Source organism: Pseudomonas sp. P7758 (assembly GCF_013386485.1).
Taxonomy (GTDB): Bacteria; Pseudomonadota; Gammaproteobacteria; order Pseudomonadales; family Pseudomonadaceae; genus Aquipseudomonas.
This window is the reverse complement of sequence record NZ_JACARS010000069.1, coordinates 60,441-71,833: the sequence shown is the minus strand read 5'-3', so window position 1 is coordinate 71,833 and position 11,393 is coordinate 60,441. Positions and strand designations below refer to the sequence as shown.

The 11,393-nt window shown below is 63.2% G+C and carries 13 protein-coding genes; 12 read left to right on the top strand and 1 reads right to left on the bottom strand.

Features of this window, described 5'->3' with window-relative positions; genetic code table 11:
- The first annotated feature begins 10 nt into the window (after positions 1-10).
- Positions 11-739, top strand: a complete 729-nt coding sequence (locus HX873_RS15440; RefSeq protein ID WP_004371371.1) for a response regulator transcription factor — start codon at positions 11-13, stop codon at positions 737-739.
- On the top strand, positions 726-2,096 hold the full coding sequence (locus HX873_RS15435) for a sensor histidine kinase (protein WP_008434990.1): 1,371 nt from the start codon (positions 726-728) through the stop codon (positions 2,094-2,096). Before HX873_RS15440 ends, HX873_RS15435 begins: the two co-directional genes overlap by 14 nt.
- A 3-nt stretch (positions 2,097-2,099) precedes the next feature.
- On the opposite strand, the gene HX873_RS15430 is transcribed toward HX873_RS15435, so the two are convergent.
- Complete coding sequence (locus HX873_RS15430; protein WP_004371367.1) at positions 2,100-2,615, bottom strand: DUF2062 domain-containing protein; 516 nt, start codon at positions 2,613-2,615, stop codon at positions 2,100-2,102.
- 135 nt (positions 2,616-2,750) lie between these two features.
- Here HX873_RS15430 and HX873_RS15425 point away from each other — a divergent pair, with 135 nt between their 5' ends.
- The 10 genes from HX873_RS15425 to HX873_RS15380 all read left to right on the top strand — a co-directional run bounded on the left by HX873_RS15425 (position 2,751) and on the right by HX873_RS15380 (position 11,329).
- The gene (locus HX873_RS15425; RefSeq protein ID WP_177122871.1) at positions 2,751-5,120 is read left to right on the top strand and encodes a DNA internalization-related competence protein ComEC/Rec2; all 2,370 of its coding nucleotides are present in this window, start codon (positions 2,751-2,753) and stop codon (positions 5,118-5,120) included.
- On the top strand, positions 5,087-5,722 hold the full coding sequence (locus HX873_RS15420; protein WP_004371363.1) for a MotA/TolQ/ExbB proton channel family protein: 636 nt from the start codon (positions 5,087-5,089) through the stop codon (positions 5,720-5,722). The genes HX873_RS15425 and HX873_RS15420 overlap by 34 nt, the downstream gene beginning before the upstream one ends.
- The gene (locus tag HX873_RS15415; protein WP_004371361.1) at positions 5,719-6,147 is read left to right on the top strand and encodes a biopolymer transporter ExbD; all 429 of its coding nucleotides are present in this window, start codon (positions 5,719-5,721) and stop codon (positions 6,145-6,147) included. The genes HX873_RS15420 and HX873_RS15415 overlap by 4 nt, the downstream gene beginning before the upstream one ends.
- Positions 6,147-7,157: a tetraacyldisaccharide 4'-kinase gene (lpxK, locus tag HX873_RS15410; protein WP_177008421.1), complete on the top strand. Its 1,011-nt coding sequence runs from the start codon at positions 6,147-6,149 to the stop codon at positions 7,155-7,157. Before HX873_RS15415 ends, lpxK begins: the two co-directional genes overlap by 1 nt.
- 24 nt (positions 7,158-7,181) lie before the next feature.
- Entirely contained in the window at positions 7,182-7,367 is a 186-nt protein-coding gene (locus HX873_RS15405) for a Trm112 family protein (RefSeq protein WP_003174668.1), read from the top strand.
- Positions 7,364-8,128 carry a 3-deoxy-manno-octulosonate cytidylyltransferase gene (kdsB, locus tag HX873_RS15400; RefSeq protein ID WP_008434982.1) on the top strand — a complete coding sequence of 255 codons (765 nt, stop codon included), beginning with the start codon at positions 7,364-7,366 and terminating at the stop codon, positions 8,126-8,128. The genes HX873_RS15405 and kdsB overlap by 4 nt, the downstream gene beginning before the upstream one ends.
- Entirely contained in the window at positions 8,128-8,592 is a 465-nt protein-coding gene (locus HX873_RS15395; RefSeq protein ID WP_177122870.1) for a low molecular weight protein-tyrosine-phosphatase, read from the top strand. The genes kdsB and HX873_RS15395 overlap by 1 nt, the downstream gene beginning before the upstream one ends.
- A complete protein-coding gene (murB, locus tag HX873_RS15390; RefSeq protein ID WP_177122869.1) occupies positions 8,589-9,608 on the top strand; it encodes a UDP-N-acetylmuramate dehydrogenase in 1,020 nt (339 codons plus the stop codon). Before HX873_RS15395 ends, murB begins: the two co-directional genes overlap by 4 nt.
- A gap of 150 nt (positions 9,609-9,758) precedes the next feature.
- Positions 9,759-10,745, top strand: coding sequence for an XdhC family protein (locus tag HX873_RS15385; protein ID WP_008434978.1), 987 nt, complete (start codon positions 9,759-9,761; stop codon positions 10,743-10,745).
- Positions 10,742-11,329, top strand: a complete 588-nt coding sequence (locus HX873_RS15380) for a nucleotidyltransferase family protein (protein WP_177022196.1) — start codon at positions 10,742-10,744, stop codon at positions 11,327-11,329. The genes HX873_RS15385 and HX873_RS15380 overlap by 4 nt, the downstream gene beginning before the upstream one ends.
- Positions 11,330-11,393: the final 64 nt, after the last annotated feature.

The window sequence follows — 11,393 nt, the reverse complement described above, 5'->3', positions numbered from 1 at the left end:
GCAGACGCTAATGAATCCCGCAGCACTTGGCTTACCCAGTATCCTGGCGATTGAAGACGATCCTGTGCTTGGCGCCTATGTCCATGAGCAATTGGGCCTCTGTGGCTTCCAGGTGACCTGGTGCCAGAATGGCCAGCAGGGCCTGCAAATGGCCCGCGATCAGCGCTTCGACGTGGTGTTGATGGACATCCTGCTGCCGGGCATGGACGGTTTGTCGGTGCTCACGCATTTGCGCCAGAGCCATTCGATGCCGGTGATCCTGATGTCGGCCCTGGGGGCCGAAGCTGATCGCATCAGCGGTTTTCGCCTGGGGGCCGACGATTACCTGCCCAAGCCGTTCAGCATGGCCGAGTTGCGGGTGCGCATCGAAGCGATCCTGCGCCGGGTCGCCCTGGACCGGCGGCCGTTGCCGGCCCTGGCGGCGGTGCGCGGCGATGCCCGCAGCCTGCGTTTCGATGACGAGCTGTGTGATGTGTTTCACCGGGAGCAGTGGGCCGGCCTGACCCGGAGCGAATATCGCCTGTTGGAAACACTGCACCGCAACGCCGAAGAAGTCCTCAGCAAAGCCTTCCTCTACCAGCATGTGTTCCAGCGCGGCTATGCGCCCCATGACCGCAGCCTGGACATGCACATCAGCCAGATTCGTCGCAAGCTCAAGGCTGTCGGCTACAGCGAGCGGGAAGTGCGCACGGTGTGGGGCAAGGGCTATGTGTTGAGCGGTCACGATGACGGGCTTTAAAGCCGCGTTCAAACGGCTGCCGGGCAAGCATTCGTTATTCTGGAAACTGGCCTGTCTGCTGATCGCGTTCTGCTTGCTGATGATCTGGCTCAGTTGGTCATGGGGCCGGTATATGGAAGAGCAGAATGCCTTTCTGTCCAGCGAGGCCCGCGCCACCCTGAGCGGTTATGCCGCTGGCGCGGAACTGGCCTGGAACAAGGGCGGCAACGCCGGTGTGGACGAATGGTTGCACACCCTGGGCCAGCGCGAGCGCACCTGGGTGGGGGTCATCGGCAACGACCTGCAATCCCTGAGCAGCTACCCACTGACGGACAAGGAGAGCCAGCGCCTGACCTTCCTGCGCGGCCTGGACTGGCCCGTCAGCCGGCATGCCAAGGGCCTGCCGTGGTTGAAAATCCCGTTCCCGCTCGACCCGGGTGCGGGCTCCCTGGTGATCGAGTTGCCGCGGCGTTTCATGCCCGGGCAAAACCAGCTGTTCTGGCGGATCGTCACCAATGGCGTGATTCCCGGCCTGTTCACCCTGCTGCTGTGCATCGGCCTCTACCGGCTGTTGATCATGCCTCTCAACCACCTGCGAGAGCAGGCCAACGCCTGGCGTGCCGATCAACTGGGCACCCGGCTTTCCCGCGACACCACCAGCCGCCAGGATGAACTGGGGGAATTGGGCCGCGCGTTTGACCAGATGTCTGAACGCCTGCAAGGCACCGTGGCCCTGCAACAGCAACTGCTGCGGGATTTGTCCCATGAGTTGCGCACACCGTTGAGCCGCCTGCGTGTGGCCAGTGACAGCGAGCAGGACCTGACCCAGCTGCGCGAGCGCCTGGGGAGGGAAATCGACGGCATGCAGCGCCTGGTGGACGACACCCTGCAACTGGCCTGGCTCGACACCGAACGCGCGCCGTTGCCCAAGGAAGACATCCAGGTGCAGGCGCTGTGGGACATGCTCCGGGAAAACGCCTGTTTTGAAAGTGGCTGGCCGGCTTCACGCTTGCAGTGCGAGCTGGGGGCCGACTGCTGGGTGCGCGGTCATCTGAACCTGCTGGCCCAGGCATTGGAGAACATCCTGCGCAATGCCATCCGGCACTCTGCGCAAGACGGAACGGTGCAATTGGGCGGGCAGCGTGAGGGGGATCACTGGCACTTGTGGCTGGAAGACCAGGGCGGCGGGATCGATGAGGTGGAGTTGGAGCGAATCTTTGCGCCATTCACCCGGCTGGACGGTTCACGGCCCGGCGACGGCGGCTTTGGCCTGGGCTTGAGCATTGCGCGCAACGCTGTGCAGCGTCAGGACGGCAGCCTGTGGGCGGAAAATACCGGCCAGGGTTTACGTGTGCACATGCGCTTGCTGGCGCGCTAACGGTTACAACCTGCGCTGTTTGCGTTTTTTCCACTGTCGGGCCACCCACCAGCGCCAATAGCCCATGGTCAGGCAATAACCCAGCACCGCCATCACCAGCCCCAGTACTACCGAGCCCAGCAGGAACGGTTGCCACAGCGTCGACAACTGCCCGCTGATCCATTCCCAGGTCAGCTCGTCGGGCATGCTGCGGGGTGGCACATTCATCAGCCAGGCCCCGGTCATGTAGGTGCAGAAAAACACCGGCGGCATGGTAATCGGGTTGGTCAGCCAGACCAGGCTCACGGCAATCGGCATGTTGCCGCGCACGCTGATGGCGAGGACCGCTGCCAGCAGCATCTGCAAGGGAATGGGGATGAATGCCGCGAACAGGCCAACGGCCATGGCCCGCGCGACCGAGTGCCGATTGAGGTGCCAGAGATTCGGGTCATGCAGCAACTTGCCGAGAAAGCGTAAGGACTTGTGTTCCCGAATGCTGGTCGGATCGGGCATGTACCGTTTGAATAAGCGCCGTGGCATAAGGGGTCCAGGTCAGTTCGAGGGGCAAGTATGCCCGCATTCCACGAACGTGAAATTCAGACTTTGTGACAAATAATAATAGGCCACACCGCTAGCCCGGCTAAGACTCAATGGGTCGCTTTCAAGGAAAGATCCATGAGAACAGGGATGTTCGCACTCGCGCTGGGGCTGCTCGCCTTGCGTTTTTTACCCGCGTTGCCGTCTGGCGGCTGGCTGTTGTTGATGCCGGTGCTGGCCCTGATGTTGTTGTCTTTTCGTACCTATCCGCTGGGGTTTTTCCTGCTTGGCCTGGGCTGGGCATGCCTCAGCGCGCAGTGGGCGCTGGATGACCGGTTGGCCCCGCATCTGGATGGCCAGACCCGCTGGGTGGAGGGGCGTGTCAGCGGGTTACCGCAGCAGATGGGCGACGGTGTGCGCTTCGAACTGACCGACAGCCGGTCACGCAAGGAGCTGCTTCCCAAGCGCATTCGCGTGTCCTGGCGCGGCGGCCCACCGGTTAAGAGCGGTGAGCGCTGGCGACTGGCGGTGACTCTCAAGCGTCCTTCCGGATTGCTCAATGCCGATGGCTTTGACTATGAAGCCTGGCTGCTGGCCCAGCGGATTGGCGCCACCGGCTCGGTCAAGGACGGCCAACTGCTGGCACCGCCACGACATGCCTGGCGCGACGGGATTCGCCAGCGGCTGCTGGCAGTGGATGCCCAGGGGCGAGAGGCGGGCCTGGCGGCGCTGGTGCTCGGCGATGGTTCCGGGTTGGCCGCCGAGGATTGGCGGGTCCTGCAAGCCACTGGCACCGTGCATTTACTGGTGATATCCGGGCAGCACATCGGCCTGCTGGCGGGGTTGATCTATGGCCTGGTCGCCGGGCTTGCGCGCTACGGGGGGTGGCCAAAACCTTTGCCGTGGCTGCCCTGGGCCTGCGGCCTGGCGTTTGCTGCAGCGCTGGGCTACGGCCTGCTGGCAGGTTTCGAGGTGCCGGTGCAACGGGCCTGCGTGATGGTGGGCCTGGTGTTGCTGTGGCGTCTGCGGTTTCGTCACCTGGGAATCTGGTGGCCGCTGTTGCTGGCGCTGGACGCGGTGCTGATCCTCGAACCGCTGGCCAGCCTGCAGCCGGGGTTCTGGCTGTCTTTTGCGGCTGTTGCGGTGCTGATTTTGGCGTTCAGTGGCCGATTGGGCCCCTGGCCCTTGTGGCAAGCCTGGACCCGCGCCCAATGGATGATTGCCATCGGCCTGTTTCCGCTGCTGCTGGTGCTCGGCCTGCCTATCAGCCTGAGCGGGCCGCTGGCCAACCTGGTTGCGGTGCCGTGGATCAGCCTGGTGGTGCTGCCCCTGGCCTTGCTGGGTACGGTGTTATTGCCGCTGCCTTATATAGGAGAGGGGTTGTTATGGCTGGCGGGCGGCACGCTGGACGGGCTGTTCAGGGCACTGGCGCTGCTGGCGCAGTACTTGCCGGCCTGGATACCGGCGCAAGTGCCCATTGGCTATTGGCTGGTGAGCCTGCTGGGGGCAGTGCTGTTATTGCTGCCCAAGGGCGTCCCGTTTCGGCTGCTGGGTTGGCCGATGTTGCTGCTGGCGGTGTTTCCGCCGCGGGAGTCGATACCTCATGGGCTGGTCGAGGTGGTGCAACTGGACGTCGGCCAGGGGTTGGCGATCATCCTGCGTACCCGCAACCATGTACTGCTGTATGACGCCGGGCCGCGCTCCGGTGAGTTCGATCTTGGCGCGCGTGTCGTATTGCCTGCGTTGCGCAAGCTGGGTGTCGCAGAGCTGGACGTGATGCTGCTCAGTCATGCCGATGCCGATCATGCCGGCGGCGCGTTGGCCGTCGCCCAAGGGTTGCCGGTCAAGCGTGTGGTGGGCGGTGAGACGGCACGGCTGCCGGCCTCGCTCGGTACCCAGGCGTGTGTCAGCGGCGAGCAGTGGGAGTGGGACGGCGTGAGGTTCGAGCTATGGCAATGGCCTGATGCGACGGACGGTAACCAGATGTCCTGCGTGTTGCGGGTGCAGGCCAATGGCGAGCGCTTGTTGCTGACCGGGGATATTGACCATGACGCCGAGCGGGCATTGCTGGCCACTCCCATGGGCGCTCCTGTCGATTGGCTGCAAGCGCCGCACCACGGCAGCCGCAGCTCGTCGTCATGGGCCTTTCTACAGCGCCTGGCACCCAAGGCCGTGTTAATTTCCCGGGGGCGCAGCAATGGGTTTGGCCACCCGCATCCACAGGTGCTGGAGCGTTACCAGGCCATGGGCAGCGCGATTTATGACAGTGCCGAGCAAGGCGCACTCCGCCTGCAACTGGGCACGTTCCAGCCGCCGCTGGCCGCGCGCAGCCAGCGGCGTTTCTGGCGCGAGCGCCCGCCGCAAAACAGCGTTACCAAAGAGCGGCCCCTGCGTCAGGATGCTCTGGGGGCAGGCCAGCCCTTCCACCGGACCCTTATGGTAAAGTGGCGCACTTTTTCGAGGGGACATTCACTGTGTGGGAATTGGTCAAATCCGGCGGCTGGATGATGTTGCCGATCATTTTGAGTTCCATCGCCGCACTCGGCATCATCGCCGAACGCCTATGGACCCTGCGTGCCAGCCGTGTAACGCCTGACCACCTGCTGGGCCAGGTCTGGGGCTGGATCAAGAACAAGCAGCTCGACAAGACAAAGCTCAAGGAACTGCGCGCCAACTCGCCCCTGGGTGAAATCCTCGCCGCCGGCCTCGCCAACTCCAAGCACGGTCGCGAGATCATGAAGGAGTGCATCGAAGAGGCCGCCGCCCGGGTCATCCATGAGCTGGAGCGCTACATCAATGCCCTGGGCACCATCGCCGCCATGGCACCGTTGCTCGGCCTACTCGGTACGGTGCTGGGCATGATCGATATTTTCAGCTCATTCATGGGGTCGGGTATGACCACCAACGCCGCAGTGCTGGCCGGTGGTATTTCCAAGGCCTTGATCACCACGGCGGCGGGCCTGATGGTCGGTATTCCTTCGGTGTTCTTCCACCGTTTCCTGCAACGGCGCATCGACGAACTGGTGGTGGGCATGGAGCAGGAAGCCATCAAGCTGGTGGAAGTGGTACAGGGCGACCGTGACGTGGACCTGGTTGAGGGCAACGCGTGAAATTTCGTCGCAAGCAAAGGGAAAACGTCGATATCAACCTGGCGTCGTTGATCGACGTGGTGTTTATCCTGCTGCTGTTTTTTGTCGTCACCACCACCTTTACCCGGGAAACCCAGCTGCGCGTCGACCTGCCGGAAGCCGTCAGCGGTTCGCCGGCGGAAGACCAGCAGGCCAAGCAACTGGACATCGCCATCAGCGCCGATGGCGTGTTCTCGGTGAATAACCAGTTGCTGGAGAAAAACGACCTGGCCAGCCTGATGGAAGCGCTGCAAAAAGAGTCTGGTGGGGACACTAACTTGCCACTGTCCATCAGCGCCGATGGCAACACCAAGCACCAGGCCGTGATCACGGCGATGGACGCTGCCGGCAAGCTCGGCTTCAGCCATTTGCGCATGACCACCGTCGAGGCGGCGAGCCAACCCTGATGGCCATGACTGATCGTTTGCTCAAGGCCTGGTACGAAGGCCATCCTGCACTTGCGTTATTGCAGCCGCTGGAATCCCTCTATCGCCGGGTGGTGCAGCGCAAGCGCGCACGGTTCCTGGCGGGCGAGGGCGAGATCTATCAGTCGCCGGTGCCGGTCGTGGTGGTAGGCAATATCACGGTGGGTGGCACCGGCAAGACGCCCATGATTCTCTGGCTGATCGACCATTGCCAGCGCAGTGGTTTGCGCGTCGGTGTGGTCAGCCGCGGTTATGGCGCCAAGCCGCCACAGTTTCCATGGCGCGTAGAGGCCGATCAAACCGCAGCGGTGGCGGGGGACGAACCCTTGCTGATCGTGCAGCGCAGCGGCGTGCCGCTGATGATCGACCCCGACCGCAGCCGCGCCGTGAAGGCGCTGTTGGCCAGCGAAACCCTCGACCTGATCCTTTCCGACGACGGCCTGCAACATTACCGCCTGGCCCGTGACCTGGAACTGGTGTTGATTGACGCCGCCCGCGGGCTGGGTAACCGTCGCTGCCTGCCGGCGGGGCCGTTGCGTGAGCCGGTCGAGCGTTTGCAGAGCGTCGATGCGCTGCTTTACAACGGCGCAGGTTCTGACCGTGACGACGGCTTTGCCTTCCGTCTGTTGCCTGCCGCGCTGGTCAACCTGCATACCGGCGAGCGTAAACCCGTCGAACACTTCCCGGTGGGGCAGCAGGTACATGCGGTGGCCGGCATCGGCAACCCGCAACGTTTCTTCAATACCCTTGAAACGCTACACTGGCGCCCAATACCCCATGCTTTTGCCGACCACGCGCCGTACAGCGCCGAGGTCTTGAATTTCACACCGGCACTGCCGTTGGTCATGACTGAAAAGGACGCGGTGAAGTGCCGCGCCTTTGCCAGGCCCGACTGGTGGTACCTTGCGGTGGACGCGGCACCGTCACCGGCGTTTATCGCCTGGTTCGACACGCAGTTGATGCGCTTGCTGCCCGCTCGCCTTTTGCCTTAAAACGCTGCTCTCCAGGACATACTCATGGACACCAAACTGCTCGATATCCTCGCTTGCCCGATCTGCAAGGGTCCGCTCAAGCTCAGCGCCGACAAAACCGAGCTGATCAGCAAGGGCGCCGGCCTGGCGTACCCGATTCGTGATGGCATTCCGGTAATGCTCGAAAGCGAAGCCCGCACCCTGACCACCGACGAGCGCCTGGATAAATGACCACCGCCTTCACCGTTGTCATCCCGTCCCGCTACGCCTCCACCCGCCTGCCCGGCAAGCCGCTGCAACTGATCGGCAACAAGCCGATGATCCAGCTGGTGTGGGAACAGGCCTGCAAAAGCAGCGCCGAAAGGGTAGTGGTGGCCACCGACGATCCGCGCATCATCGAGGCCTGCAAAGGCTTTGGTGCCGAAGCGGTGCTGACCCGTGAAGACCACAACTCCGGTACCGACCGCCTGGCCGAAGTGGCCACCAAGCTGGGCCTGGCGGCGGACGCCATCGTGGTCAACGTGCAAGGTGACGAGCCGTTGATTCCGCCCAGCGTGATCGATCAGGTGGCGGCCAACCTGGCAGCCCATGGCGAAGCGCGCATGGCGACCCTGGCCGAGCCGATTGAAGACATCGAGACCCTGTTCAACCCCAACGTGGTGAAAGTGGTCAGCGACATCAATGGCCTGGCGCTGACCTTCAGCCGCTCCACCTTGCCGTGGGCGCGGGATGCTTTCGCCAAACAGCCTGACGTGCTGCCGGCTGGCGTGCCGTACCGTCGCCACATCGGCATCTACGCCTACCGCGCCGGTTTCCTGCACGACTTCGTGAGCTGGGGCCCGTGCTGGCTGGAAAATACCGAATCCCTGGAACAACTGCGTGCCCTGTGGCACGGCGTGCGCATTCATGTGGGCGATGCCCTGGAAGCGCCGCCGGCGGGCGTCGACACCCCTGAAGACCTCGAGCGCGTCCGTCGCCTGCTGGGGGCCTGATGCAGGTTCTGTTCGTCTGCCTGGGCAACATCTGCCGTTCGCCCACGGCAGAAGGCGTTCTGCGCCACAAATTGCGCGAAGCCGGCCTGGCCGATCAGGTTGAAGTGGCCTCTGCCGGTACCGGTGATTGGCACGTCGGCAATCCACCGGACAAGCGCAGCCAGCGTGCAGCGCTGCAACGCGGCTACGACCTGTCGGCCCAGCGTGCACAACAGGTGTCGCGTGCCGACTTTTCCCGCTACGACCTGATCCTCGCCATGGACCAGAGCAACCTGCGCAACCTCAAGGCCATGCAGCCGGCTCAGGGCAAGGCGGACCTGGACCTGTTCCTGCGCCGCTACGACTCGCTGGTGGATGAAGTGCCGGACCCGTACTACGAAGGTGACCAGGGCTTTGAAACTGTCCTCGACCTGATCGAGCGCGCCTGTGACCTGTTGGTGATTGAATTGAAGGGCCGGTTATGACTTTGCAGGTACGGGCACAGGTTTCGCTCAAGCCGTTCAACAGCTTTGGCATCGACGTGCGTGCCCGGCTGTTTGCCGAGGCCCACAATGACGCCGACGTGCGTGAGGCCCTGGCCTGTGCCGCCGAGCAACAACTGCCGTTGCTGGTGATTGGCGGCGGCAGCAACTTGCTGTTGACCCAGGATATTGACGCACTGGTACTGCGCATGGCCAGCCAGGGCATCCGGGTGTTGCACGACGATGGCGTGCAGGTCGTGGTTGAGGCCGAAGCGGGCGAAGCGTGGCATCCGTTTGTGCTGTGGACCCTGGCCCAGGGCTTTTCCGGCCTGGAAAACCTCAGCCTGATTCCCGGCACGGTCGGCGCCGCACCGATGCAGAACATCGGCGCCTACGGTGTAGAGATCAAGGATGTATTCAGCGGCCTGACCGCCCTTGATCGCCAGACCGGCGAACTGCGGGATTTCAGCCTGGCCGAGTGCAACTTTGCCTACCGCGACAGCCTGTTCAAGCACGAAGTGGGGCGCTGGCTGATCCTGCGGGTGCGTTTTGCCCTGAGCCGTGCCGTGCATCTGAAACTTGAATACGGGCCGGTGCGACAGCGCCTGACCGAGCAAGGCATCGCGCAGGCCACGCCCAGCGATGTCAGCCGCGCGATTTCCAGCATTCGTAGCGAGAAACTGCCCGACCCGGCGGTGCTCGGCAATGCGGGGAGTTTCTTCAAGAACCCGCTGGTGTCCCAGGCACTGGCTGCCGAGTTGCAGCGTCAATACCCGGACCTGGTGGCTTACCCCCAGGCCGACGGGCAGATGAAACTGGCCGCCGGCTGGCTGATCGACAAGGCCGGCTGGAAAGGCTTTCGCGATGGCGATGCCGGCGTGCATCGCTTGCAGGCACTGGTATTGGTGAACTACGGCGCGGCCAGCGGCCAGGACATTGCCGGGCTCGCGCTGCGTATCCAGCAGGACATCGAAAAGCGCTTCAAGGTGGTGCTGGAAATGGAGCCGAATCGCTATTGAACTAAGCTTGTTTTTTGACGCACCAAGCCCTGCATTGCAGGGCTTTTTTATTGCCGGTGAGTTAACTTAGCTGACTACCGATATTTTTGATCAACCCATAGATGCTGTTTATCAAAATCAGTTGCAAGGTTGGCGGGAGGCGAAAGCCTGATGGACAGTGTTGATCTGAATGTATTACGCAGCGTGCTGGAATGGCGCCTCGCCGGGCAGCGAGTGGTGCTGTACAGCGTGGTCCAGACCTGGGGCAGCGCCCCGCGTCCGCCGGGGGCGATGCTGGCCTTGCGCGGCGACGGGGTGGTGATTGGCTCGGTGTCCGGCGGCTGTATCGAGGACGACTTGATCGCCCGGTTGCAGGACGGTCGGCTGCCTGACGACGGGCCGCCGGTGCAGCTGGTCACCTACGGTGTCACCCGGGACGAAGCGGCGCGTTTTGGCCTGCCGTGTGGCGGCACCCTGCGTCTCACCGAAGAGCGGGTGAGTGATCCGGGTTGGGTAGCTGAACTGCTGGCGCGCTGTGAGGCCCACGAGATTGTCGCCCGTGAGTTGGACCTGGCCACCGGCGAGGTGGTGTTGAGCGGTGCGAGCAAGACCGATGTGGTCAGCTTCAACGGCGAGCGTTTGCGCGCGATCTACGGTCCGCGCTGGCGCCTGCTGCTGATCGGCGCGGGCCAGCTGTCACGTTATGTGGCGGAAATGGCTCGGTTGCTGGATTTCGAAGTGCTGATCTGCGACCCGCGCCAGGAGTTTGTTTATGGCTGGGAGGAGCAGCACGGGCGCTTTGTGCCGGGTATGCCGGATGAAGCGGTGTTGAATATCCAGACCGATGAACGCACCGCCATTGTCGCGCTCACCCATGACCCGCGCCTGGATGACATGGCGTTGCTGACGGCCCTCAATTCCCGGGCGTTCTACATAGGCGCGCTGGGTTCGCGGGTCAACAGCCAGAAGCGCCGGGAAAACCTCGCGGCACTGGGGCTCAGTGCGGACGCCATTGCGCGGCTGCATGGGCCGATTGGCCTGCATATCGGCAGCCATACGCCGGCGGAAATCGCCTTGTCGTTGATGGCGGAAATCGTCGCCATCAAGAACGGGATCGATCTGCTGCAGAAAAAGCCGTTGCAGGCAGCGGTCAGTTGACGGGCATCGCCGTAATCATCCTGGCGGCGGGGCAGGGCAGTCGTTTTCGGGCCGAGGCGGGTGCCGATCAGGACAAGTTGCTGGCGCCCTGCGTGGGCCGGGATGGCATCACGCGGCCGGTGATCGAGCAGGTATTGGTGAATTTGCCGCCTGTGGCTACGAGACGTTGGCTGGTGACGTCACCGGATCGCACCGAAGTGATTCGGTTGGCTAAGGTGCACGGTTGCGAAGTATTGCTTTTGCGCTCGCCGGGCATGGGTGACAGCATCGCCGCAGCGGTGGCGGCCAGTGGGCCGTCGGCTGGTTGGCTGGTGGTGTTGGGGGATATGCCGTTTATCCTGCCGGCAAGTATCGAGCAAGTGATGGCAGGCCTGGAGGAAGACGGTATCAGCGCCCCGGTGCATGCAGGTCAGTACGGGCACCCCGTGGGGTTTGGCCGTTCATTCGGCCCGGCCTTGATCGCGCTGACCGGAGACCGCGGGGCAAAACCGTTATTTGCCAAGGCTTCGGTGCAGGAAGTCGTAGTCGATGATCCCGGTGTGTTGTGGGACGTCGATGTGCCAGGGTTGTTGGACTACCGCTAACTGATGTAGCGGGCATAAAAAAGCCCCGCCTGATCACTCAGGCGGGGCTTTTTAGTGGCCGATG

Bases quoted from the DNA above. Each gene is read 5' to 3' on its own strand.
- HX873_RS15425 (WP_177122871.1), top strand. From the start codon at position 2,751: ATGAGAACAGGGATGTTCGCACTCGCGCTGGGGCTGCTCGCCTTGCGT.
- HX873_RS15440 (WP_004371371.1), top strand. From the start codon at position 11: ATGAATCCCGCAGCACTTGGCTTACCCAGTATCCTGGCGATTGAAGAC.
- lpxK (WP_177008421.1), top strand. From the start codon at position 6,147: ATGGCCATGACTGATCGTTTGCTCAAGGCCTGGTACGAAGGCCATCCT.
- HX873_RS15430 (WP_004371367.1), bottom strand. From the start codon at position 2,615: ATGCCACGGCGCTTATTCAAACGGTACATGCCCGATCCGACCAGCATT.
- HX873_RS15395 (WP_177122870.1), top strand. From the start codon at position 8,128: ATGCAGGTTCTGTTCGTCTGCCTGGGCAACATCTGCCGTTCGCCCACG.
- HX873_RS15385 (WP_008434978.1), top strand. From the start codon at position 9,759: ATGGACAGTGTTGATCTGAATGTATTACGCAGCGTGCTGGAATGGCGC.
- HX873_RS15435 (WP_008434990.1), top strand. From the start codon at position 726: ATGACGGGCTTTAAAGCCGCGTTCAAACGGCTGCCGGGCAAGCATTCG.
- murB (WP_177122869.1), top strand. From the start codon at position 8,589: ATGACTTTGCAGGTACGGGCACAGGTTTCGCTCAAGCCGTTCAACAGC.
- HX873_RS15405 (WP_003174668.1), top strand. From the start codon at position 7,182: ATGGACACCAAACTGCTCGATATCCTCGCTTGCCCGATCTGCAAGGGT.
- kdsB (WP_008434982.1), top strand. From the start codon at position 7,364: ATGACCACCGCCTTCACCGTTGTCATCCCGTCCCGCTACGCCTCCACC.